General features: G+C 70.7%; 24 protein-coding genes and 1 tRNA gene. 6 read left to right on the top strand and 19 right to left on the bottom strand.

Annotated features, from left to right (window positions below; genetic code table 11):
- Positions 1–49 precede the first annotated feature (49 nt).
- The 5 genes from KSO97_RS15380 to KSO97_RS15360 form a co-directional block, all read right to left on the bottom strand.
- Positions 50–190: a hypothetical protein gene (locus KSO97_RS15380; RefSeq protein WP_232680406.1), complete on the bottom strand. Its 141-nt coding sequence runs from the start codon at positions 188–190 to the stop codon at positions 50–52.
- A 121-nt stretch (positions 191–311) separates the two neighbouring features.
- Entirely contained in the window at positions 312–593 is a 282-nt protein-coding gene (locus tag KSO97_RS15375) for an HU family DNA-binding protein (RefSeq protein ID WP_308188324.1), read from the bottom strand.
- Positions 590–886 carry a type B 50S ribosomal protein L31 gene (locus KSO97_RS15370; protein WP_232680416.1) on the bottom strand — a complete coding sequence of 99 codons (297 nt, stop codon included), beginning with the start codon at positions 884–886 and terminating at the stop codon, positions 590–592. The genes KSO97_RS15375 and KSO97_RS15370 overlap by 4 nt, the downstream gene beginning before the upstream one ends.
- A gap of 140 nt (positions 887–1,026) precedes the next feature.
- On the bottom strand, positions 1,027–1,815 hold the full coding sequence (locus KSO97_RS15365; RefSeq protein ID WP_232680405.1) for an alpha/beta fold hydrolase: 789 nt from the start codon (positions 1,813–1,815) through the stop codon (positions 1,027–1,029).
- 36 nt (positions 1,816–1,851) lie between these two features.
- Positions 1,852–2,478: a hypothetical protein gene (locus KSO97_RS15360; RefSeq protein ID WP_232680403.1), complete on the bottom strand. Its 627-nt coding sequence runs from the start codon at positions 2,476–2,478 to the stop codon at positions 1,852–1,854.
- Between the two features lie 162 nt (positions 2,479–2,640).
- Here KSO97_RS15360 and KSO97_RS15355 point away from each other — a divergent pair, with 162 nt between their 5' ends.
- Entirely contained in the window at positions 2,641–4,056 is a 1,416-nt protein-coding gene (locus tag KSO97_RS15355) for a YncE family protein (RefSeq protein ID WP_232680401.1), read from the top strand.
- A 36-nt stretch (positions 4,057–4,092) separates the two neighbouring features.
- Here KSO97_RS15355 and KSO97_RS15350 read toward each other — a convergent pair whose 3' ends face one another.
- The 5 genes from KSO97_RS15350 to KSO97_RS15330 form a co-directional block, all read right to left on the bottom strand.
- Positions 4,093–5,118, bottom strand: coding sequence for a TerC family protein (locus KSO97_RS15350; RefSeq protein WP_232680399.1), 1,026 nt, complete (start codon positions 5,116–5,118; stop codon positions 4,093–4,095).
- Between the two features lie 169 nt (positions 5,119–5,287).
- Positions 5,288–5,980: a hypothetical protein gene (locus KSO97_RS15345; RefSeq protein WP_232680397.1), complete on the bottom strand. Its 693-nt coding sequence runs from the start codon at positions 5,978–5,980 to the stop codon at positions 5,288–5,290.
- Positions 5,981–6,045: 65 nt separating this feature from the next.
- Positions 6,046–7,125, bottom strand: coding sequence for a phosphotransferase family protein (locus tag KSO97_RS15340; RefSeq protein ID WP_232680395.1), 1,080 nt, complete (start codon positions 7,123–7,125; stop codon positions 6,046–6,048).
- 2 nt (positions 7,126–7,127) lie between these two features.
- Positions 7,128–7,883, bottom strand: a complete 756-nt coding sequence (locus KSO97_RS15335) for an SDR family oxidoreductase (RefSeq protein ID WP_232680393.1) — start codon at positions 7,881–7,883, stop codon at positions 7,128–7,130.
- Between the two features lie 49 nt (positions 7,884–7,932).
- Positions 7,933–9,195 carry an acyl-CoA dehydrogenase family protein gene (locus tag KSO97_RS15330; RefSeq protein WP_232680391.1) on the bottom strand — a complete coding sequence of 421 codons (1,263 nt, stop codon included), beginning with the start codon at positions 9,193–9,195 and terminating at the stop codon, positions 7,933–7,935.
- 39 nt (positions 9,196–9,234) lie between these two features.
- Here KSO97_RS15330 and KSO97_RS15325 point away from each other — a divergent pair, with 39 nt between their 5' ends.
- A complete protein-coding gene (locus KSO97_RS15325) occupies positions 9,235–9,834 on the top strand; it encodes a TetR/AcrR family transcriptional regulator (protein ID WP_232680389.1) in 600 nt (199 codons plus the stop codon).
- Positions 9,835–9,882: 48 nt separating this feature from the next.
- On the opposite strand, the gene KSO97_RS15320 is transcribed toward KSO97_RS15325, so the two are convergent.
- Positions 9,883–10,629 carry a hypothetical protein gene (locus tag KSO97_RS15320; protein WP_232680387.1) on the bottom strand — a complete coding sequence of 249 codons (747 nt, stop codon included), beginning with the start codon at positions 10,627–10,629 and terminating at the stop codon, positions 9,883–9,885.
- Between the two features lie 176 nt (positions 10,630–10,805).
- On the opposite strand from KSO97_RS15320, the gene KSO97_RS15315 reads away from it, so the two are divergent.
- Together KSO97_RS15315 and KSO97_RS15310 are read left to right on the top strand one after the other, a co-directional pair.
- A complete protein-coding gene (locus KSO97_RS15315; RefSeq protein WP_232680385.1) occupies positions 10,806–12,221 on the top strand; it encodes an ABC transporter substrate-binding protein in 1,416 nt (471 codons plus the stop codon).
- A gap of 94 nt (positions 12,222–12,315) precedes the next feature.
- Complete coding sequence (locus KSO97_RS15310; RefSeq protein WP_232680383.1) at positions 12,316–12,933, top strand: TetR/AcrR family transcriptional regulator; 618 nt, start codon at positions 12,316–12,318, stop codon at positions 12,931–12,933.
- Positions 12,934–13,050: 117 nt separating this feature from the next.
- Here the strand turns inward: KSO97_RS15310 and KSO97_RS15305 are convergent.
- Both KSO97_RS15305 and KSO97_RS15300 read right to left on the bottom strand, forming a co-directional pair.
- Positions 13,051–13,123: transfer RNA gene (locus KSO97_RS15305), tRNA-Thr, on the bottom strand.
- A gap of 102 nt (positions 13,124–13,225) precedes the next feature.
- Positions 13,226–13,417 (bottom strand): hypothetical protein, encoded by a 192-nt coding sequence (locus tag KSO97_RS15300; protein ID WP_232680382.1) that lies wholly within the window; start codon positions 13,415–13,417, stop codon positions 13,226–13,228.
- A 94-nt stretch (positions 13,418–13,511) separates the two neighbouring features.
- On the opposite strand from KSO97_RS15300, the gene KSO97_RS15295 reads away from it, so the two are divergent.
- Positions 13,512–14,438, top strand: coding sequence for a LysR family transcriptional regulator (locus KSO97_RS15295; RefSeq protein ID WP_232680381.1), 927 nt, complete (start codon positions 13,512–13,514; stop codon positions 14,436–14,438).
- A 12-nt stretch (positions 14,439–14,450) separates the two neighbouring features.
- Here the strand turns inward: KSO97_RS15295 and KSO97_RS15290 are convergent, their stop codons facing one another.
- The 6 genes from KSO97_RS15290 to KSO97_RS15265 form a co-directional block, all read right to left on the bottom strand.
- Complete coding sequence (locus tag KSO97_RS15290) at positions 14,451–15,203, bottom strand: hemerythrin domain-containing protein (protein WP_232680380.1); 753 nt, start codon at positions 15,201–15,203, stop codon at positions 14,451–14,453.
- Positions 15,200–16,399: an FAD-dependent oxidoreductase gene (locus KSO97_RS15285; RefSeq protein WP_232680378.1), complete on the bottom strand. Its 1,200-nt coding sequence runs from the start codon at positions 16,397–16,399 to the stop codon at positions 15,200–15,202. The genes KSO97_RS15290 and KSO97_RS15285 overlap by 4 nt, the downstream gene beginning before the upstream one ends.
- A 76-nt stretch (positions 16,400–16,475) precedes the next feature.
- Complete coding sequence (locus tag KSO97_RS15280; protein WP_232680376.1) at positions 16,476–19,766, bottom strand: BTAD domain-containing putative transcriptional regulator; 3,291 nt, start codon at positions 19,764–19,766, stop codon at positions 16,476–16,478.
- 86 nt (positions 19,767–19,852) lie between these two features.
- Positions 19,853–20,854 (bottom strand): hypothetical protein, encoded by a 1,002-nt coding sequence (locus KSO97_RS15275; protein WP_232680374.1) that lies wholly within the window; start codon positions 20,852–20,854, stop codon positions 19,853–19,855.
- Positions 20,851–22,191, bottom strand: a complete 1,341-nt coding sequence (locus tag KSO97_RS15270; RefSeq protein ID WP_232680372.1) for an Ig-like domain-containing protein — start codon at positions 22,189–22,191, stop codon at positions 20,851–20,853. Before KSO97_RS15270 ends, KSO97_RS15275 begins: the two co-directional genes overlap by 4 nt.
- A 14-nt stretch (positions 22,192–22,205) precedes the next feature.
- Entirely contained in the window at positions 22,206–22,892 is a 687-nt protein-coding gene (locus tag KSO97_RS15265) for a hypothetical protein (RefSeq protein WP_232680370.1), read from the bottom strand.
- 146 nt (positions 22,893–23,038) lie between these two features.
- Between KSO97_RS15265 and KSO97_RS15260 the strand changes: the two genes are divergently transcribed.
- Complete coding sequence (locus KSO97_RS15260) at positions 23,039–23,545, top strand: GNAT family N-acetyltransferase (protein ID WP_232680369.1); 507 nt, start codon at positions 23,039–23,041, stop codon at positions 23,543–23,545.
- The last annotated feature ends 37 nt before the right edge of the window (positions 23,546–23,582 follow it).

Raw genomic sequence — 23,582 nt, 5'->3', positions numbered from 1 at the left:
CGCGCGCCCCCGCCGCGCCCGGGCGCCGGGGCCTCGCGCGCAGGGTGGTTCAGAGGTTTCCGAGAGACTCCACGAGCAGCAGGGCGAGTACGAACCCGGTGCCGATCAAGGCGATCGCAGCGGCGGCGAGCACCCATACGGAGTCGCGGTCCTCAGAGTGCGCGTGGTGCGCGAGTAGGTGGTGGCGCATAGCGACCTCCCTGGGCCGGGGAACCGGCGAACCGGTGTGACGCGAGCCACACTACGTCGCTGTGACCTGGGCCACAAGGAGGTCGCACGAGTCGAGCCTGCGAGAAACAGGCCCGAGGAGGTCAGCCCTCGCCGTTGACGACGCGCTTGAGCGCCGCCGCAGGCTTGAACGCCGGAGCCGTGCTCGCGGCGATCTGGATCTCCTCGCCGGTCTGGGGGTTGCGGCCGGTGCGAGCGGCACGCGAACGGGCCTCGAAGGTGCCGAACCCGGCCAGGGTGACGGCGTCGCCGGACTTCAGCGCCTCGCCCACGACGTCGCCGAACGCGGCGATGACCGCCTCCACGGTGCCGTGCGGCGCGTCGGCGCGATCAGCGATGGCCTCGATGAGCTGCTTCTTGTTCACGAACGGTCTCCTTCAGTCGTTGCGCTCGACGCCGAGGTGGCGCCGTAGCGGCGGTTGAACTTCTCTACCCGGCCCTCGGTGTCGAGGACGCGGCCGCGGCCTGTCCAGTAGGGATGGCTCGCGGTCGAGACGTCGACGTCCACGACCGGATAGGTACGCCCGTCGGACCATTCCACGTTCGGGTGATCCTCGGCCAGTCGGCCGACGATGGTGGACCGCGTGAGGAAGACGGCGCCGGCCGAGGGATCTCGGAAGACGACGGGCCCGTAGGTGGGATGGATGTCCTGCTGCATCACGACTCCTTCTAAACGATAACGGTTCCTATACTCGCACACGGGGCGTGACGGTTGACGTCGACGGTGGTCGAGGAGCGAACGCAGCGAGCGTCTCGGGCCCGGCGAGGCAGAAGCCGACCTCGTCGACAGGCGAGGCGTCAGGCGCCGAGGAAGACCCGCAGTGCGGAGACGAACGCGTCGGGCTGGTCGGCGTGCAGCCAGTGGCCGGCGTCCTTGACCGTGACCAGCCGGGTGCGCGGGAACAGGCGCCGCATCTGCTCGGCGTGCTCGGGCCGCACATAGGGCGAGCGGTCGCCGGCCAGCCACAGCACGGGATGGTCGAACGTGGCCTCGACGGCGGGGAAGTCGCCGATGACAGGCAGCTCTCGCCGCAGGAGGTCGAGGTTGGCCTGCCACTCCCAGCCGCCATCGCGGCTACGCAGGTTCTGCAGCAGGAATCCACGCACCCGCTCATCGGGGATGTCCTCGACGAGCAACCGATCTGCGTCGGCGCGACGTTCGACGGCGTCCAGGTCGAGACGAGCCAGGCTGTCGAGCAGGTGCACGAACTCGCCGGCACCGTCGCTGACCGTCGGCGAGATGTCGACGACGACGAGCCGCTCGACCAGGTCAGGGTGCCGCAGCGCGAGCACCATCGCGATCTTGCCGCCCATCGAGTGACCCACCACGTGCACCGGACCGCTTGCGGCGACGCCATCACGCAGCCACTGCGCCATCGCGTCGGCGATCTCGACGTAGTCGGCGGCGTCGGTCCACGACGAACGGCCGTGGTTGGGCAGGTCCACGAGCACCGAGGAGAACTCCGGCTCGAGTGCGCGGGCGATCTGGGTGAAGTTGCGGCCCTGTCCGAAGAGTCCGTGCAGGAAGACGACCGTCGCGCCGGTCTCGCCGACGGTGGTCGCGTGGAGGGAGGGACTGACGCTCACTGACCGCAGCCTAGGCCGACCATCTCGAGACGGACGTCAGTCGACCGGAAGCGACTCGGTCGCGCAGTCGCTCTGAGCGCGAGTGAGCTCGGCGATGGCCGGGCTCTCCATCCCGCCGCTGAGCGCCGCGACCTGCGCGTCCCGGATCTGCTCGGGCTCGAGCGCGCCACGCAGGCACGCCAGGTACCGCTCCCCGTCCAGCTTGCCCTTGCTCTGCGCCGTCAGCGCGCGGGTCGAGGCGAGCACGTAGTCGATGCAGTCGGCCTGGGCGTCGACCCACGCGGTCGCCGTGTCGACGTCGAGCACCGGCAGCGTCGTGACGACGTCGCCACGGGTGTCGAGGATGCCCGCGGAGACGAGGTCGTCGGAGTCGAGTCGACCGAGCAGCGCATCGGCGAAGCACTCGCCCTCCTCTCGCTGGGACCCGGTGGCGTGGTCGCCGACGTAGACCGCCGCCAGGCCCGTCCGCACCCGATCGGCATCGACTGCACCGTCGGCGGACGGCGTGGTGCCCGGGGACTCGGGGCCGTCCGCGCCGGAGCAGCCCGCGAGGGAGCCGAAGGCGATGCCGACGACGGCCGTCGCGACCACCATCCGAGCACGCCGGGAGCCCGCCGCGAGACGGGGACGACGCGGTCGCGAACCGAGGGAGTGGGAGGCCACGGAGCCAGATCCTCCCAGGTGACCCGCCGACGTCGGGAACGACCGGCGTGGGCTGCGTGGCGTTCCCGGACGGACGGCGAGCCTGCGCCGCGGCCGCGCGGGGCACAATGACCCGACCACGTAACCCCCGAACTTCCCGAGGTGCGACCCACGATGCGGCCCATGCGGCGAGGACACTCCCGAACTTCCCGACTCCTCGGTGGCATCGGAGCCGTCGTCCTCGCGTTGGCGACGGCGTCCTCGGCACTCCCGTCGGCACCGGCGGCCGCAGCAGAGGACCCTGCTGCGTCGACGTCCGCCGTCGCCGGGAACGTGCCGCCCGCGCCCTCGGCGCGGACCTCGCCGTCCGACACCGGGCCGCTGCCCGCCGGCCTGCGCCGGGTCGTCTTCGTCGGCAACAACTGGGAGGGCACCGCGACGGTGCTCGATGCCAAGACCTTCCGCGCGGTCGCCGAGATCGACGTCGTGCCGGACTACGCCGAGCGGATGCAGGAGATCGCCACCAATCCCTACCGGTTGGCGTTCTACCTGGGCATCCGAGCGCTCATCGGCGAGGGCAACGACCAGTTCGTCGACGACATGTACTCCTCCAACGACGGCCGTCTCGTCGTCATCTCGCGGCCCTCCTTCGCCGACGTCGTCGCGATCAGCCTGCGCACCAAGAAGATCGTGTGGCGATTCCCGGTCTCGGGTGTGCGCTCGGACCACATGGCGCTCTCGCCCGACGGTCGTCACGTGATCGTCAGTGCCTCCACCGGCAACGTCGTCCACGTGCTCCGCGTCCGCGACGGGAAGCCGACCGGGAGGTTCTCCTCCGGCGGTTCACCGCACGAGAGCACCTACATCGACGGCGGCCGCCGGATCCTGCACGCCAGCATCGGCACGGTCTACAGCCCGTTCGACAATCCGGACCTGCCCGACCCGCTCGAGGGCGAGCGGGTGCTGCAGATCGTCGACGCCCAGACCAACAAGGTCGTGCGCCGCTACGACGTCCGCAAGGCCCTCGACGAGCGCGGACTGAAGAACGTGAGCATCTCGGTGCGCCCGATCACGCTCTCGCCTGACGAGAAGAAGTTCTACTTCCAGCTCTCCTTCTTCCACGGCTTCGTGGAGATGGATCGCCGCTCGGGCAAGATCACCCGCGTCGTCCGCCTGCCCAACCTCATCCCGAACACGCCGCGCCCGCTCTACCTGCTCGACTCGGCGCACCACGGGATCGCGATGAACCCCGAGGGCACCAAGATCTGCGTCGCGGGCACGATGAGCGACTACGCCACCGTGGTCACCGCGAAGGGCTTCCAGCGCGGCAAGCTGATCAAGGGCGGCCTCAAGCCGTACTGGGTGACGCCGAGCTGGGACGGCCGCTACTGCTACATCTCCTGGAGCGGGTCGGACACGGTGTCGCGGATCGACTACCGCACCGAACGGATCGTCACCACGACGCGCGTCGGCGACCACCCGCAGCGCGTGCGCAACGGCTACATCCGACGCGAACTGGTCGCCGGGCTCGGCTTCGCCGACGCTTCCAAGCCCTTCCGAACCTCGGCCCGCACTGCCTGGGAACGGCCGACCGAGTAGTCGCTGGTTCGGCCGCACCGGCGACTGAGTGCCCGGTCACGCCTCGACGGACCTCCGCTCCTCACTGCGGTCGCGGGTGGCGATCAGCGAGGTGATGGTGGTCAGCACCAGGATGCCGACGACGACGATGAGCGAGGTGAGTGTCGGGATCTCCGGAACCGACTCCCACTGCAGGTGACCCCAGTGCAGGGCGAGCTTGACCCCGATGAACGCGAGGATCGCCGCGAGCCCGAACCCCAGGTGGACCAGCTTGGCCAACACACCCTCGAGCACGAAGTAGAGCGCACGGAGGCCCAGGAGGGCGAAGGCGTTGGTCACGAACACGAGGTAGGGGTCGCCGGTGATGCCGTAGACCGCGGGCACCGAGTCGATCGCGAACACCAGGTCCGTGGCCAGAACAGCGACGACGACGACGGCGAGTGGAGTGAGCGCCCTCCTGCCCGCGACCCGGGTGGTCATCCGCGGACCCTCGTAGTCGTCGGTCACCGGGACGAAGCGGCGCAGCAGACGCACACTGCGCAGCGTCGCGACGTCGACGTCATGGTTGTCCCCGCCCAGCGCATCGCGCAGGATCTTCACCGCCGTCGCCACGAGCACCAGACCGAAGACCAGGAAGACCCAGTCGAAGGCCGAGAGGGCGGCCGCCCCGAGCGCGATGAAGATCGCTCGCATCACCAGGGCGCCCACGATGCCGTAGAGCAGCACGCGCTGCCTCAACTCACGCGGGACGGCGAAACCGGCGAGGAGCAGGATGAAGACGAACAGGTTGTCGACGCTGAGCGACTTCTCCACCAGGTAGCCCGTGTAGTACTCCAGCCCCCGCTGCGAGCCGTACTGGCCGAGGATGAACACGCCGAAGGCCAGCGGCAGCGCGATGTAGAACGCCGACCAGCCCACGGCCTCCTTCATCGAGACCTCGTGAGGGCGACGGGTCAGCACGAAGTCGACGGCCAGGAAGCCCACCACCGCGGCGACGGTGACGAGCCACAACGTCGGGGTGGCGATGGTGTCGAGCGTGGATGCCGAACCGCTCTCGGCGGCGGCGAGCAGGGACGCGGGCACAGGTCTCCTCAGGGTCAACGATCTCCTGAGGTCTCCTCCGCCGCGCGGGCTCCCACCCGGGGCGACCATCGGGGCGCCGTCATGACCGGGTGAGGATTGTGGAGTACTCCCCTCGACTTCAGATTAGCGGACGGTACCTCCACGGACGGGTGAGAAGGTGGACACCTCCTCACCAGGTCAGCCTCCACGTGGCGACGTCGATCACGAAGTAGGAGAGCACGAGCGCCCCCAGGTAGAAGGTCGCGACCGCCAGCGCCGCGGCGGTCCGCGTGGGGAGCGACCGCGTGCGTACCTGGTTGAAGGCGAACGCGGCCGCCCACCCGAGCGCGGCCTCCGCCGGCAGGACGTACACCGCGATGCCGAACATCCGCGTCGTGTCACCCACCGGCTCCCAGAGGTCGAGAGCAGGCGCGAGCACCTCAGCGCCCGCGAAGACGACCACCGCGTACAGGGCCGCGCGCGCAGGCCTCCCGGCGCTGAGCGCGAGCGCGACGAAGAGCGGCGCCACCCACATCCCCGCCATGGCCAACGGAACGACGTCGTCCACCCGTGGCCCGCCCGTGTCGGGGAAACGGAGAGTGCCGAGGACCTCGGCCAGGATCCAGTCCGGCAGGACCTGGAAGATCGAGACGGGGACCAGGAACCCGACGAGCGCGAGCAGGTCGGGGCGCGACGTGACGCGGCAGACGACGACCAGCGCGACGAGGTAGCCGACGACGCAAGTCAGGACGGCCCAGCCATGAGCGGGCGGATCGGCCGAGACGGCGACAGCGCCCGCGACCAGCAGCGCGGCATGCACCACCACGAGGGGCACCGGACCGGTGCGGGAAGCGCGAGCGGTGCGACGTCGGCCGGAGGGCATGGGTCGCAACCTAGGGCACGAGCGCCTGTGGACGGCTACTCGCCGTCCACAGGCACGCGCCGGGCTCAGCCTGCCTGCCTGATCAGCTTCGTGGCCCGACGGTGCAGCACGTGCGAGCCCACCCAGTAGCTCCTGAACTTCGGGTTCGTCGTCTGCTTGTGGTGGTAGCGGTAGTAGATCTGCTGGAGGATCCCCGCGAGCCGGAAGAGCCCGTGCACCTCGTAGAAGGTCCACTGCCGGTCGGTGAGCTCGATCCCGGTGCGTTCGCAGTAGTGCTCGACCACCTCCCGGCGCGTGAGCATGCCGGGCAGGTGGGTGGGCTGGAGCCGGAACCGCTGAGCGAGCCGGGTGTCGCCGGCCTCGACCCAGTACGCCAGCGAGCAGCCGAGGTCCATCAACGGGTCGCCGACCGTGGCGAGCTCCCAGTCGAGGAGTGCGACAGGCCGGGTCGGGTCGTCCTCGGAGAGCACGACGTTGTCGAGACGGAAGTCGTTGTGGATCAGGCAGGTGCCTCGATCCTGGGGCTGGTTCTCCTCCAACCAGGCGATCACCCGGTCCCAGCTCGGTACGTTCCACGTCCTGGCGGCCCGGAATCGCCGCGTCCACCCCTCCACCTGGCGGCCGACGTAGCCCGAGCCCCGACCGAGTTCACCCAGGCCGGCGGCGTCCACGTCGACGGCGTGGAGGTCGACCAGGAGATCGACCACGTTCGTGCACAGTCGGCGCACGTCGGACTCATCGAGGTCCAGTCCCAGCTCCTTGCGCGGGATGTGCCCCTCGACCCGGTCCATCACGTAGAACTCGGAGCCGAGCACCGAGGCGTCGTCGCAGAGCGCGACCATCGGCGGCGCGTAGGGGAACGCCGTCGCGAGGGCGGCCTGGATGCGGTACTCACGGCCCATGTCGTGGGCGCCCTTGGCCTTGGTGCCCGCGGGAGGGCGACGCAGGATCAGGTCCCGCGCGGGGTAGCGCAGCAGGTAGGTCAGGTTGGACGCACCGCCGGAGAACTGGCGCACGTGGGGGACGCCGTCGCCCCACGTCACGCCGTCGGCGTGAGCGCGGAGCCAGGCATCGACCGCGGCGACGTCGAAGGCGTCCTCGTCGCGGACGGCGCGCGCGCCGTCGGGGCTGTCGAGTTCGCCCATCGTCAGGACAGTCGTCGGACGACGCCCATCGGGGCGTGCTTGAGTGCGAAGCCGATCGGCACCCACGGCCACGCCGGGACGTAGGCCCGCTCCTTACGCTTCTCGATGGCCGCGACCATCGCCTTCACGCCGGTGGCGGTGTCGACCATGAACTTGGTGTTCTGGGCGACCTTCTCGTTCATCTCCGAGCGGATGTACCCGGGGTAGATGATCGAGACGTCGATGCCCTTGGCCTTGACGTTCTCGTTGATGAGCCCCTCCGCGAGCGCCGCGACGCCGGCCTTGGTCGCAGCGTAGGCGGTGATGGTCTTCCGCATCCCGCGGAGCGCCGAGATCGAGCTGATCATCACCAGGTGTCCCGAGCCCTGACGCCGGAAGATCTCCATCGCGGCCTCGGTCTGGGCGAGCGCCGCGACGAAGTTCGTCATCGCGGTCTCCTTGTTCGCGTCGTAGCGCCCGGTGCCCAGAGGCGCTCCCTTGCCGAGCCCGGCGTTGATGACGACCCGATCGAGGGTGCCGAACTGCTCGGCGACCGCACCGAAGACGGCGAACACGGCGTCGTCGTCGTTGACGTCGAGCGCATGCAGCTCCACGCGCCGGTTCGGGTGACGCTCGCGGATCTCGGCGCTCAGGGCCTCCAGGCGCTCGGCGCGGCGGGCGGCGAGCGCCAGGTCGTAGCCGAGATCGGCGAACTGCCGCGCCATCTCCTCGCCGAGCCCGGAGCTCGCGCCGGTGATGAGGATCGTTCCTGTCGTCATGGTTGTCCTATTCGTCACGGGGGCGGAGGTCGTCGCGTCGGCGCGACGGTCAGCGGGAGAGGCCGTGCTTCATCAGTTCGAGGCGCGCGACGAGACCGAGGTGCACCTCGTCGGGGCCATCGGCGAACCGGAGCGAGCGCGCGCCCGTCCAGGCCGCGGCGAGCGGGAAGTCGTCGGTGAGCCCGGCGCCGCCGTGGATCTGCATGGCGAAGTCGATGACCTCCAAGGCCATCTGGGGCGCGGCGACCTTGATCTGGGAGACCTCCGAGATCGCGTTCATCGATCCGCCGACGTCGAGCTTCCACGCGGCGTCCAGCACCAGCAGTCGGGTCGCGTTGATGGCGATGCGCGCGCGGGCCACCCGCTCGCGGTTGCCGCCGAGGTCGATGAGTCGCTTGCCGAACGCCTGGCGCGACGTGCCCCGCTCGATCGCGAGCTCGAGCGACTTCTCAGCGAGCCCGATCAGGCGCATGCAGTGGTGCACCCGGCCTGGCCCGAGGCGACCCTGGGCGATGGCGAACGCCTCGCCCGGCCCCGAGATGACGTGGTCGAGCGGCACGCGGACGTCGGTCAGCGAGACCTCGCCGTGGCCGTGGGGCTCGTCGTAGAAGCCCATCGTGGACAGCATCCGCACGATCTCGACGCCGGGGGTGTCGCGCGGCACGAGCACCATGGAGTGGCGGTGGTGACGGTCGGCGTCGGGGTCGGTCAGGCCCATCACGATGAAGATCTCGCAGTCGTCGTGACCGACACCGGTGGAGAACCACTTGGTGCCGTTCAGCACGATCGAGTCGCCGTCCACGACAGCGGTCAGCTCCATGTTCGTAGCGTCGGAGGAGGCGACCGCGGGCTCGGTCATCAAGAAGGCGCTGCGGATCTCAGCCCGGAGCAGCGGGTCGAGCCAGCGGTCCTTCTGCGCCTGGTCGCCGTACTTGAGCAGCACCTCCATGTTGCCGGTGTCGGGCGCGTTGCAGTTGAAGACGTAGGGCGCGATGAAGGAGCGGCCCGTCAGCTCGGCGATCGGCGCGTAGTCGAGGTTGGTCAGCCCCGCGCCGCCGAGGGTGCCGTAGCGCTGGGCGTAGGGCCCTTCGTGACCGGCGGGAAGGAAGAGGTTCCACAGGCCCCGGGCGCGCGCCTTGGCCTGCAGCTCCTTGAGCACCGGCAGCTCTTGCCACTGCTCGCCACCGCCGGCCGCCCGACGTCGGGCGATCTCGGCGACGTAGTCGGCCTCGACCGGCTCGATCTCGGTGCCGATGAAGTCGGCGACCAACGCGGTCAGCTCCTGGGCACGCGGTGACGGCGAGAAGTCCATGCCTTGACCATGCCAGATTTGTTGAGCGATGCTCAATAGATGAGCGAGGATCGCGGCGCGGAGCGCACCCGCACGCGGCTGCGTCGCGACGACCGCCGTCGGCAGCTGGTGGGCATCGGACTGCAGATGCTCGTCGACAAGCCGATCCAGGACCTGTCACTCGACGACGTGGCGGCCGAGGCCGGCATCTCCCGCGGCCTGCTGTTCCACTACTTCCCGACCAAGTCGGACTACTACGACGCCGTGATCGGCGCCGCTCTCCGCCGGGTCCTGCGCAACGTCTCCCCCGACGACGGCGCCGGGCCCGACGTCGCCCTGCCGCAGTTCGTCGAGCGCTACATCGCCCAGATCGAACGCCGCCGCGACTTCTACATGGCGCTGGTGTTCGGCAAGGGCACCCTGGCCGTCGGAGGGGAGGGCGTCGACACCCACCGCATGGCCATCGCGCGCCGCATCGCTACGTCGCTGCACCTGGACGAGGCCTCCCTGCCCATCGTCCACGCCTGGACGGCGTACGTGGAAGACCTCGCCCTGCAGTGGACGGCGGACGATCGGCAATCGCGCCCGCACCGCGACGACGTCGTGGCACACGCCTGCCAGGTGCTGCACGCCCTGATCGGTCTCGACGCGCCGTGGTGAGCCGCCCCTCACGGCGACGCCGCCCAGGGCCCGAACCCGGACGACGTCTCAGAAGGTCACCTGAAGGTCCTGGCGCGCGAGCCGCCTCGCAGCCCACGCAAAGGTGATCAAGGGGAGCGTGCACCAGAAGGCATTGAGGAGCGCGAACTTGATGATGAGATCGGTGGTGCTGGAGATATTGCCCAGCCCATTGGCGATCTCCGTGCCGAAATAGACGGCCGGCAGCGTCACCTCGACGATCATTCCGGCCATGATGAAGGTGAGTTGGGTGTTGGTGAACCGCTTGCCCTGCCTGAAGAAGCGAACGACCGCATAGAGCTCGAAGGCCCCGGCGAACAACGCGATGCACTCAAGCGTAACCACCAGGGGATCGCCGTTGAGATAGCGAGCATCGCCACCAACCAGGTACGGGGACCAGAAGTAGGTCCAGAGTGCGCCCTCGGCCACGCCGCTCTTGATCTGGTCCAGAGCGAGAAGCCACGGCAGCTCCCAGATGAACCGCGGCGCCAGGCAGATGAACAGCCAGACGATCACCATGCCATCGAGGCGCTGCGATCGCGCCCGCGGCCCCATGCCGGGGAGCCGGATCCACGGGAGGCCGAGCGCCGTCGCGAAGAGGCAGACATGGATCACTGTCATCGTGTTCGACGCGATCTTCTGGGACACCCCGAGATGGATCTCCAGATACCAGAAGACCGGGATGATCGCGAACCAAGCAGCCACCACGCCCAGCAAGGCGCGCTGAAGCGGCGAGAGCCCGCGAGTCGGTCGGTCGGTCGGCAGTGTCGCCGTCATCGGTCGTCTCCGTGTCTTCCATGCCCGGTTCAGCGTGAGGATCCGCCGCGAAGTCGGATACTCAGCGACTCTGCGGAGAACTTGACAGATCTGTCGCATGGTGTCAACCATGTCATGTGACTTATCGCACAGTGAGCGCTCGCCGCACCGTCGCGCTCATCCTCGCTGCGACGACGTTGACCGCCTGCGGAACTCAGCTCGATCCGGAGACGGTTGCCGATGCGCAACGAGGCCCCGGAACTTCCTTTGCGACCAGTGATGTCGGAGTCGCGCCGAACGCGATCGTCGAGGATGGGCTGTCTGGCGCGAGCACGGACGGACCCCTGCTGCCGACCGAAGCCGAAGGCCCGACCACGTCGGACGCCCCAGAGTTCACGGGAACGGACGCGACGGGCTCGATGGGTGGTACCTCGTCCGGGCCGGAGAACGTGCCACCCATCGACGTGCCGAGTGAGGCGCGCTGCCAGGACATCCCGCCCGGACCAGGGATCACCGACAACGAGATCGTCCTCGGGAACGCCTCGGACGTCTCAGGTCCCGTACCCGGTCTGTTCGAGGCAGCGCAGGATGCCACCCAGGCCTTCATCGCCTACTTCAACGCCACCAACGACTTGTGCGGACACTCACTCCGGCTGAAGACCTACGACACCCGCACCGATGCCAGTGCGGACCAACAGGCCTACGCCGCGGCATGCCGCGAAGTGTTCGCCATGGTGGGTTCGATGTCCGCATTCGACTCCGGCGGCGCGTCGACAGCGCAATCGTGTGGCCTACCCGACTTCAGAACCGCGAACGTGACGGCTCAACGCGCAGCATGTACGACGTGCTTCGGTGCCCAGTCCTCCCGGTCTGGGCAGTGGCCGAAGGCCTTCGCGAACTTCGCTCGCCGTGAAGACCCGGAGGGCTCTCGCAACGCCGCGATGCTCTACCTGAATGCCGGCGGCGCGGCGGAGAACGCCAAGTCCGAGGTCCGCGCGCTGGAGAAACTCGGTATGAAGTTCACCTACGTCCAGGCGATCGATGTCGCCGAGTTCGACTACGCCTCCTACGTCCAGCAGCTCAAGGATCGCGACATCAAGGTCGTCTTCTTCGTCGGCGCGTACCAGAACTCGCTGCGCCTGCGACAGACGATGGCGCAGGTCGCCTACAAGCCCGGCATCTACTTTCGGGACCCCACCGACTACGAGACGGCCTATGTCGAACAGGGCGGCGCATCTGTCGACGGCACGACGGTCGCCCTTAACTTCGTGCCGTTCGAGGAGGCGGCTCGCAGTCAGGAGATGTCCATCTACTTGTCGTGGCTCCAACAAGTGAAACCGGGTGCCTCGCCCAGCTTCTTCGGGGTCTTCGCTTGGTCGGCGACCCGCCTGTTCGTCGAGCAGGCGGTTGGACTCGGTGCCGGCTTGAGCCGCGCGGCTCTGGTCAAGGGGCTGAGCCGGGTGAAGAACTGGACCTCCAACGGCCTGCACTCGCCTCAGCAGGTCGGACCCAAGGTCCTCGGCGACTGCTGGCGCTTCATCCGACTCGAGGAGGGCCGATGGTCCCCCGTTGGAGGAAACTCCTACGCGTGCGACGGGCTGTCCGTCGGATGAGATCGTCATGCGTCAGGCCGGTGGAAGCGTCCGGCGGTGTCCCCGAGTCGGTCGTATCGTCCCGCCAGGTGCGGCGGAGCCGGATGGTTGACTGATGTCCATGGTGAACGGTTCGGAGACACGCCGCGCAGCGTGGTCTCCCCTCCCGGTGTCGCTGAGCAAGGAGCCTCGACAGCGCATCCTCGACGCCGCCGTCCGTGTCATTGCCAAGCATGGACTCGAGAAAGTCACCGTCGCAGCCGTCGCACGCGAGGCCGGGGTCTCACGCCAGACGATCTACACCTACTACAGCAACCGCGACGACATCGTCCGCGACGCCGTCGACGACACTGCGCGCCAGATCGTAGACCACCTTCACGAGCAGTGCCGGAGCGCCCCCACGGCCGCCGACTTCATGGTCGAGCTGACGACTCACGCCTACGACGCCATCAGTCACAGCCCGGTCATCGCGACATTGCTGTCGGCCTTGGACACTACCGAGGGACGGGCGCTGACGATGTCGCCCGCCGTGATCGCCGTGGTGCGCGACATGCATGCCCCGCTTGCGGCGTATCAGCCAGACCTCGCCGAACGGCTCGACGAGATCGCCGAGACCGGCCTCCGGCTGATGGTCTCCCTCCTCACTTACCCCAGTGACGTCACCCGTGACGAGAGCGCACTTCGCACCTATATCCGTCGCGTAATGGTCCCCGCCGCGGGCATCTCCGTCTGAAGCGGACCGCGCGCTCCGCCTGCACCCTACGCACGATCGGTTCCGCAGATGGCCGGCATACGAACAAAACTGACCCTGACCTGCACGATTGTGCTGGTCAGGGCCAGATCCAAACCGAGCCGCCTGTCGGAATCGAACCGACGACCTAATCATTACGAGTGATTCGCTCTACCGACTGAGCTAAGGCGGCACCGCCGCTCGGTGACGAGCGACTCGCGAACGATACCGGACGGCGTCAGGCGTCGCGAAACCGAGGACCGGCCGCGCACGACGGGCGCGCGAGAGGGTCGGATCAGGCGGCGACGACGGCCGCGCGCGTGCCCTCCGCGCGCTCGGCGTCCCGGCCGGTGAGCAGCTCCTGCTCAGCGCCGCACCAGCAGGTGAAGCGGACGACGATGCCGTGATCGGTGTTGTCCATCGAGGTGATCTGGCTCGGGAAGATCAGCTGACGGCGGGTGCAGGAGGTGCAGTGATGCGCGAACATGACTCCATTCTGGAGCCACGCGACCCATAGGGGTAGCCAGTCTTTCCATCACGAACTCAAGGTTGAACCTTGAGATTGTCGTAACCTGGCTCACATGCTGTCCCTGCATCAGCTCACCTGCTTCCTCGCCACCTACGAGCAGGGTTCGCTCACCCGCGCCGCCGAGGAACTCGGCTACGCGCAGCCGAGCGTGAGCGAGCAGATCCGCACGCTGGAACGGTCGCTCGGGGTGCAGCTCTTCCGCCGGGTCGGCCGCGGGGTGGTCCCCACGACCGTCGCCGACACGCTGCGCCCGCACGCCGAGCGTGTGCTCGCCGAGGTGGCCGAGGCCCAGCGCGCCGTCGCCAGCGTGACGTCGTTCGAGAGCGGCACGATCCGCTTCGGCATGTTCGGCATCGCCCGCCTCTACGCGGGCGCGGGCCTGGTGGCCGACGTGCTCGCCCGCTACCCCGGCGTCCGGGTCGAGCTGGTCGGGCAGAACTCGATGGAGGGCGCGGGGGGCCTGCGTCGCGGCCGCCTCGGGGCGGCCATGCTCGCCCTGTCGTCGGTGGAGAGCGAGGGCATGAGTGTCACACCGGTCGCCCGGGAGGAGCTCGTCTACATCAGCGCCGACCCCGAGCACCTGACGTCGCCCGTCACGGCGCACCGGCTCTCCCAGGCCTCGCTCGTGATGAGCGAGACCTCGTTCCGCCACGTCGACGGCACCCGCACGACGCTGCGGCAGATGCTGCACGAGACCGGGCGCAATCCCCAGACCCGCATCGAGGTCGAGGACATCGAGACCGCCGTCGAGCTGGTGGGCCTGGGGCTGGCCGACTCCGTGGTGCCCAAGGGCGCCGCCGAGCAGCTCATCCCTCGGCTGGCGCCGACCGCCGGCTACGTCTCGCTGCGACCACGGCAGTTCGACACCTTCGCCGTCGTGCACCGAACGGGCGCTGTGCTCTCCCCCGCCGCGCGGCTGATGATCGAGCTGGCCACCCAGCGCATCCAGCAGATCGCCGAGCCCGTACGGCAGCGCTGAGGCCGACCGGCCTCAGCGAGGCAGGCGCACCTCGACACCGAACAGGTCGCGCTCGCGACGGACGTAGCCACGACGGCCGAGCGCGAGCAGCATCCGGACGACGGCGCCACCCTCGCTCAGCAACGGGCCGAGGTCGGCTTCCCCCAGACCGTCGGCGATCCACGGCAACATGAAGAGCAGGTCGCGGGGGCCTGGCTTGGCGGCCAGCCCGGCGCGCTCGAGCTGCTGCCACTCCGCCGAGCTCAGGTGGTGCTGGATCAGCGCGACGGCGTCGCGCTCCTCGTGGGCGAGATGCTCATCCAGCGTCCGAGCGGTCTCCGCGAGCGTCGCCGCGAGTCCCTCCCGGTCCGAGGAGTCGCCCCCGCGGGCCAGCAGCTCCAGCCCGGCAGAGACCCGCGCGACCAGCGGATCGAGGACCTCGTGCTCGGACTCCATCGCGTCGAGCAGGTCCGCACCCGCGATGTCGGCGGCCGCGTCCACCCGGGCACGCAGCGCCGGCCAGAGGATCTCATCCTCCTTGGTGTGGTGCTCGTGCAGGAACGTGGTGAACCGGTCCCACCGCCGAGCCAGGCCCGCCCAGCGCGCACGCTCGCTCGTCGGGACGTCGCCGACGGTCGCGGCGAAGCGGCCGAGATCGCGGCGGAAGGCATGGTGCATCACGTACATGCCCCACAGATCGCACGGGCCCTCCGGCGCCGCGGCCTGCCCCGGCAGCATCACGACGGGCGCGGTGGTGGCGGGTTCGTGGGTGTCTCTGGTGTTCATGCGACGGTCTCCTGGGTCTGGTCGGTGGGGTCGGTGTCGTGCAGCGCGTCTGTGCGACGGCGTTCGTGGGTGCGGTCGCGATCACTCCGGTCGCGACGCTCCTCGTCGGGCCGGCGGTCGACGGTGTCGAGCAGGCCGAGATGCGTGAGCTGCCCGGTCGGCGCGAGGGGCACGAGCACGTCGTCGAGCCGCATCGGCCAGTCGTCGAGGTCGATGACGTCGAGACCGTCGGCACCGACGTCGTCCACGGTGGTGCGCACCGACCACTCGGCGCCGGCGAGTCCGGCGCTGTGCCTGAGTCGTCCCCCGAGCCTGCGTACCTCCACTCGCCCCGGAAACGCCGCCAGCACCTCGACGGCGTCCTCGGGCAGGTCGGCGACGAGCCAGCCGCGCTGCCACCGGGGCCGCCTCAGCCCGGGGTCGCCGTGCTGTGCGAGCCAGCGGGCTGCGGACTGGTCCGACCCGCCCGCTCGCTCGACCCGCGAGGTCACCTCGTCGGCGACCCCGTCGTGGGCGACGGCGAGCGCGGTGACGCCGTCGGGCATCTCACGGTGGCGCCGCACCCAGTCGCGCAGCGCGTGGGGCCTCGACACCGTGACCCGACCACCTGTCACGGCGACGTCGGCGTGGAGCCGCAACGTCAGTCGCACCACGACAGCCGCCGAGTCCGGGGCCTCGACGTCGATCCGGTCGTGCACGAAGCCGTCGACGCCGACGACCCGCACCGAGACGACGTGCTCGGAGCAGAGTCCGTGACGGCGCGCCTGCGGGCCGAGCCCACCGCGCAGCACCGACCCGACGACGCCGCCCCAGCGCGCGTGCGTGCTCACCACGGCGAGGCCGTGCGCGTCGGCGGCATCGGCGACGTCCTGCCAGCGCGCTCCCGCAGAGACGCTCGCGGTCTCCGCGTCCGCGTCGACCACGACGTCGCGCAACCGGTGCGTGAGGAGCAACAGCCCGCCGGTGGGAACCGCGTCCGCACCGTGGCCGGTCGCCCGCACGTGCAACGGGAGCCCGTGGTCGCGTGCTATCTGCGCGGTGGCGACCAGATCGTCGTCGGTGGCGGCGACGACGACCACGACCGGCCGCTCGTCCTGCTCCACGTACTCGCCGTACCCGACGTCGGCCGGGTAGGCCACCACGCCGCTCACCCGGCGACGGAGTGCGGCGACGGCGGCAGGAGGGATCTGTCTCATGCGACGACGGTCGCCTGACCTGCTTGCCGGCGACTTGGCGCCGACTTGCAGGCCGTCCCGACGCGGAGCGGGTGGCTCAGCCGCGCAGGTGAGTCGGCGTGCGCACCCAGCTCCGCGACCACGTCGTCGCGCCACCCGGGCCCGTCAGCGCGCGCGCCGCCTCGAAGCGCAGAGCTGCTGCGTTCTGGTCCCCGAGGGTCAGCTCGAGGAGGCCGAGGAAGTGGTCGACCGGGCCCATCACCAGGGCTCCGTTGAGCGTGCGCGCCAGTTGGCCCGACCAGGGCAGGAGGTCGTCGCGGACCACGCGGGCGGTCTCGACGTCTCCCAGCGCGTGGACGACGTGTGCCCGCACCGCGGCGTCGAAGAGCCACGTCGCGTCCCGGGGCATCGGCTGGGGCGGCCGCTCGTGCCAGACCTCGCGGGCACGCGCGACCTCCCCGGCGTCGAGGAGGGTCAGGACCCACAGGTCGCGGGAGTGCCAGGTGAGCTCCTCGGTCATCTCGCGGGCGGCGTCCTGGAGCGTCGAGGTGTCCCCCGCCGCGTACTCGACGGCGAATCGCGTCCACAACCCGATGAAACGAGCGTTCGCATCGCCCGCGGCCTCGATCGCACGCGTCACCTCGGCGAAGCCCCGGCGGGCGTGGTCGAGTCCTCCGGTGAGCAGATGGGTGGTCGACTCGAAGATCGAGGCGAGCAGCAGCAGCTCCGGCAGCTGACCACTCGTCCCCGCCGCCATCGCCTCCTGGATGTGCTCGGCCGCCTCGCCGAGATCACCCGCGCCGATCGCGACCGACTGCAGCATCATCCGTGCCACGGCCACGAAGCCGTGGAGCCCGGCGCCCTCGGCGACGCCGAGCATCCGCTCGGCGATCGGGGCGAGCACGTGCGGTTCGGCGTCGTGGAAAGAACCGAGGCACAGTGCGTTGAGAGCGCGGCAGAGCAGCACGGGATCGCCCAGCGCATCGGCCAGCTCGACGGCCTCGGACGCCGCTGCGTGCACCGTGGCGGGGCTCTGGGGGTCGGCCTCGATCGCGGCCGCCGCGAGTAGACCGATCCGGACTGCCGGATCGTCGTGACCGATGCGCTCGACCAGTGTCAGCAGCTCCGCGACCCGGTCGGAGGCGACGTCGGACGGTGCGCGCGACCACATGAGCGGGGCCGGCCAGCGCCACGCACGCGCCTCGTCGAGGGGGCCGCCCTCCTGGCGGGCGAGTGTGACCGCCTCGTCCCGTTCACGACGTGCCGCGACGGTGTCGCCGTCGTTGGCCAGCGCCTCGACGAGGGCGAGCCTGATGTCGAAGACCTCGCCCCACGAGGCGCCGTCGAGATCGAGCGCGCGCAGCGCCACCCTGAGGTGCTCGACGGCGACGTGCGGCGTCGCCGCAGCCGCAGCCGCCCGTAGCCGGGGCAACGCATCCGCCGCGCTGCGGCGGTCCAGGCTCGCGGCAGCGTGCCGCGCGATCTCCTCGACCGCGTCCGGACGCTCACGCTCCAGCACGGCGACCGCCGCCCGGTGCATCCGGTGTCGGCGCAGCGGCGCCAAGCGTCCGTAGCAGGTGTCGCGCACCAGTGCGTGGGTGAAGCGGAGCTCGGCAGGACGCGGGTTCTCCAGCAGGCCCGCGACGAGGCCGGCGTCGAGGTGGTCGGCCAGGGAGTCCTCGTCCAGCTCGCCCACCTCGGCCTCGAGCGCCGTGGCGAGGTCGACGTCGACCTCGCGGCCGAGCACCGCCACTCGAGCGAGGGCGTCCACCGTGGTCGTCGGCAGGCGTTCGAGCCGTCGGTCCAACACGTCGCGGATCGCCACCGGCACCGCGTCGAGGGCCACGGCGGCCCCCTCCGAGGCGACGAGTCGACCCAGCTGCCGAAGGAACAGGGGGTTGCCGCCGGTCCTGTCCACCAGCACACGACGCAGGTCGACAGGGACGTCGGCGGCGAGGGCGCCGAGTTGCGTCGTCAGCACCGCGTCGGCGGCGCCGGCCGCCAGGCCCGTCAGTTCGATCCGATCCAACGTGCGCTCGACGGAGAACGCCAGGGTCGCCGCCAGATCCCGTCCGGTCTCCTCGGCACGGAACGTGGCGACCACCAGCGCTCGTGCCGTCGTGGTCTCCAGGACGTGGCGCAGCACCTGCAGCGTGCCGTCGTCCGCGCGGTGCACGTCCTCGAGCACCACCAGGAAGGCGGTGTCCGCGCGCGCCTCCAGCGTGCGTCGCACCTCGTCGGCCAGGTGGTAGAGCTCCCAGGGCGCAGCCCCGACGTCGACCCCGAGCTGACGCAGGGCCTCGGCCCAGGCGAGTCCCGGCGGGGCGCCCATCACCTCCGGGCACTGTCCGCGTACGACCGCCCAGGCAGACACCGACTGGTCGCAGAGCCGGTTCACCAGCGCCGACTTGCCGACGCCGGCCTCGCCCGACACCCACACCATCCCGGGTCGGCGCCCGACCGAGGCGGCAGCGCGCTCGAGACGCGTGAGCTCGTCCTCACGACCGACCAGCTCGGACACGTCGGCCGTCTGGTGCGCTCGCGGAGTCTCGGGGGAAGGCTCGTGGCCCGCCTCCGCCCGGGGGCGGGGGCCGGGCACGCGCGTCGTCGTCGGTGGCGCAGGAGCCAGGTGCTCGGCCTGCCGCAGGATGTCGGCCTCGAGTGCACGCAGGTCGGGACTCGGGTCGAGACCGAGCTCGTCGACGAGACGCTCCCGCAGGGCGGCGAGCTCGGCGAGCGCCTGGCTCTGACGACCCGCGCGGTACAGGGCCCGGGCGAGCAGGGCCACGGACGGCTCGCGCAGCGGATGCTCACGCACGTGCGGTTCGAGGTCGGCGACGAGCGCCGCCGCCTCGGCGGAGGTCCCCCCGTCGCCCAGCATCGACTCGGCCCGCAGCTCCACCGCCTCGTCACGCAGCTCACGCAGCCGAGCGATCTCCGGGGCCGCCCACTCCTCGTCGGCGTACTCGGCCAGCGGCTCGTCGGACCACAGCGCGAGAGCGTCGTCCACGATCGGCCCGCGCGATGCAGGTGTCGCCGCGCGGGCCGTTCGCACCAGGCGCTCGAAGTGCCACAGATCGACCGCGTCGTCCGGGAGGGCCAGGGCGTACCCGGGCGGCGCACTCACCAGCACCGACGCCGGGGTGCGCTTGGCTCGCATCGGCTCGAGCGCCGCACGCAGCCGCGAGACGTAGGCCTGCAGCGCACCCGCGGCACTCGGGGGCGGCTCCCCGCTCCAGAGCTCCTCGAGGAACCGGTCCACCGACACCGTTCGCCGCCCGGAGGCGACGAGGAGCCCGAGCACGGATCGCTGCCGTGGACCGCCGAGGTCCAGGGCTCGCCCGTCCAGACGGGCGCGCACGCCGCCGAACGCGCTGATCTCGAGCATGGACGCATCGTAGGGACGCCCGCTTGCAACTCACTTGCATGCGGGCGCCCCTCCGAGAGCGTGGCGGGGAGCCGTCCCCGAGCCGGTCAGCCGCGACCGGCCCTCACCTTCACGATCCGCACCGGCGAGGAGGCCGAGGCGGCGGTCGCCGTCCCTGCGAAGGTGGCCACGAGCGTGTGACGACCGGCCTTCAGGCCGCTCAGGCGTGCCGTGCCGGTGGCGACGTCGGTGCCCGCGCGTTCCAGACGCACCACGGCCACCTGCCGTCCGCCGTCGGTCAGCATGACCGTGCCGGACTCGACACCTGCCACGCGCACCCCGACGCGGACCGGCCGGTCGGCGCGCACCTGCCGTGGCGTCAGCACCCGCACCGACGTCGGCGTCTTGGGCGCCCGGTGCACGACCAGGACGTGACGTCCGCCGGCCGCGACCGTACGGAACGGCGCGTGCCGGGCGATCGCGGCGGGGACGGGTGTGGCGCTGTCACCCCAGCTGATGACGCGACCGGACGCCGTGAGCGCCACCGCGATCTCGGCGCCGACGTCGATCGCGAGGATCCGCTGTCCGGTCAGCTCGGGCGGCAACGAGACCGTGCCCGTGCCGTCGTCGCCCCACGCGATCACGCGGCCATCGTCGAGCAGTGCCATCGAGACGGCGTGGTAGGCGGCCACGGCCACCGCCCGGGTGCCGTCGAGCTCAGCGGGCAGACTCACCTGTCCCTGGTCGTCGCTTCCCCACGCCCAGACCCGACCGGTGCTGTCGAGGGCGAGCGTGTGCCGCCCACCGGCCGCGACGTCGATCGCGTGGCGAGTCCCGTCCTCCAGCGGATCGGGCACGTCGAGCTGCCCCTCGTCGACGTCACCGAAGTTCTGCTCCGCGCCCCAGGTGACGACGCGAGCGTCACGGGTGAGCGCGACGGAGTGGTAGAACCCGGCTGCCACATCGACGACCGGTCGTTGCGGGTTCGGCCCGGTGAACGCGGCCGGCACGTCGGCCTGCCCCTCATCGGTCTCCCCGCCCGCGCCCCACGCGCGCACGCTGCCGTCGGCGAGCACCGCCAAGGAGTGCCACGGACCGGCGTCGATCACGCCGACCGGGCTGCTGCCGTCCTGGAGGTCGGCGGGCGGCTGGGCCTGTCCCTCGCCGTTCCAACCCCAGCCGGCGACCCGGCGTCGTGGGTGAGGGCGAGCGAGTGGTCGTCGCCCGCGGCGATGGCGGCGACGTCATGGGCGCGAAGCCATCGCGGCGTCCGCAGCTGGCCGTCGGCGAACCCGCCCCAGCCCGACACGGTGTGCACACGCTGGTACTCCACCGGAGCAGAGGCACCGAGCAGCCGAGGGGCGCTCGCCGTCTTCGATCCCCGCACCGTGACCCGGGTGATCGGCGAGGTGGACGGCGCCACGCTGCGCGAGCCTTCGAAACGAGTCGAGAGGCGATGCACGCCCGGCGTCAGGCGGGGGAGGCGCAGACGGACCCGGCCCTGGTCGGCGCGCTCCACGCGGCCGCGGGCGATGACGCGGGCACCGTCGCGCACGGTCAGCGCACCGACGGCGGGCGCGGAGCTCGACACGACGACCGTGGCCGAGCCCGAGCCGGTCGAACGGGCGACATAGGTGGCCTTCACCCGCGACGGCGCAGCGCCCGGCGTGCCCGGCCCCGGCGTCCCTGCGCCGTCGGCGAACAGAGCGACGTACGGCGTCACGTAGGACTTGGTACCGCCGTGCCCCCCGACGGTGAAGGCGACCTGCAGGTGGTCGCCCGCCTGCGCGACCGGGCACGGTCGCGTGCCCTCGCGCCGGCTCTGGCACTCGGGTCGCTGGGTGGCGGGGCCCTTGAGACCGCGCTCGGCCACGACCGGGACCTGCACCTCCAACACGTCGCCCTGACGCAGCACCCACGCCTCGTCGCCCGGCGCTTCGACGGTCACGCCCCCGTTCACTCCGAGGTGGTAGCCGAGTCCGCCGGTGCGCAGCCGCGGGGTCTCGCCGCTCCGCGTCAGCGACCAACGCACCGGGTACCCGGGCACCTCGTCGGCGAACTCGACGCCCGCCGGACGCAGGATCTCCGGCACGACGGCGACCTTGCCGCTGCACGGCAGCCCGACGAGGCCCGCGTACAGGCGGACGTAGAAGGGTTCACCGACGCGCGGGACGCGGTTGCCCACGGGCGCCCACCCGACGTTCGCGCTGACGCCGGTCGAGGGCCCGCTCGTGATGCAGTCGACGATCTGGTCCTCGTCGTGGGAGCCCTCCTCCCACGACGTCGGAGCCGGCACGTTCGGGGTGGTTGCGGCGTGGGCCGACGGCGTGAAACCGAGCGCCGGCGCCAGAGCGCCGGTCAGCCCAGCGACCAGCAGGAGGGTCAGAGCCGGGGTCCGCGGAGTGCGGACGGGTGGGGACGAGCGACGGTTGGTGCGGATCCTCATGGGGAGAGCTCCTTTCAGGACGACCGGACGGCCGTGGGGTCGGTGGAGGCGAGGGAGTCGGGTGCCGTCTCGCCCGGGCGCGCCCGGCGCAGGATCAGGAGGCCGAGGGTCGCGACGGTGAGACCTCGGGGCACCTCGACGAGGACGCCGCTGAGCACGGCGTGCTCGGGGATCGGCGTCATCAGCGCCAGGGCGCCCAGGAGGAGCAGTGCGGCGACCGGACGGGGGAAACCCGGCGCGCGAAGAAGGGCGATCGCGATCAGGATCATGCTGAGGACGAACACCAGACCCCCGACGACCTGCAGGGTCACGAACGGAGTCGCGTCGATGATCTCGCTGTTCTCGCCGATCAGGTGTCGACCGTCGGGGTCGGCGGCCACGGTCGGGGCGACGAAGCCCTCGACCACGAGGTGCGACATCGCGCTGAGCGCGTTGCCGAGCATGTAGCCCGCGAAGCCGACGAAGCCGAGCCTGCCGACCCGGTCGCGCAGGAAGAGGTAGCCACCGGGCAGGCCGAGCATGAGGAGAACGGCGCCGGCGTAGATCAGGTACTGGGCACCGGGGGTGCGGCCAGCGAGCAGCGAATCCACCGAGTGGGCGTCGCCGTCGACGACCGGGTGGGCGAGGCCGCCGGCCAGGCTGAGGACGAAGGAGCCGATGAGGCACCAGGCACTGAGTCGATACAGGGTTGTCGTGGACATGGCGACACCGTCGGCGCACGTCCTTGCGGCTCGGTTGCGGGCCGCTTGTGGCCGATGCTGTGCGCACACGGTCGGTCCGTTCAGCCGGCCGCAAGCCGGTGCCCCGAAGGTCGCCGCATCGACCGCTCACTCTCAGGAGGACCACCATGACGACCCACCCCTGGCTACCCGCCGACTGGCGGCACCCCACCGTCGTCCCACTTCCGACCGGCCACCACCTGCGCCCGATCCATCCCGACGACACCGACCTCGACATGCCCGCCGTGATGGGATCGCGGGAGCGGCTGTGGTCGATCTACGGGGCTGCCTGGGGGTGGCCGCCCGCGTCGATGACAGCCGACCAGGACCGCGCCGACCTGCAGCACCACTGGGACGAGGCGCAGGCCCACCTCTCCTTCAACTACGCCCTCTTCGACGCCGACGAGACCGAGTTGATCGGGTGCGTGTACATCGATCCGACCGACAAGGCCGGCGCGGACGCCGACATCTCCTGGTGGGTGCGCGAGGAGTACCTGGGCACCGACGTCGAGGCCGCGCTGGATGCCTTCGTCCCACGATGGATCAGCGACGTCTGGCCCTTGAAGGCGCCGCGGTACGTCGGACGCGACCTGACCTGGTCGGACTGGATGGCGATCCCCCGCGAGGGCCGCTGACCCTCCGGCCGCGGCGGCCCACGGATCTTGCTCCGCT

Source organism: Nocardioides sp. R-C-SC26 (genome assembly GCF_021246465.1).
Taxonomy (GTDB): Bacteria; Actinomycetota; Actinomycetes; order Propionibacteriales; family Nocardioidaceae; genus Nocardioides.
This window is presented reverse-complemented; position numbering and strand designations above follow the sequence as displayed.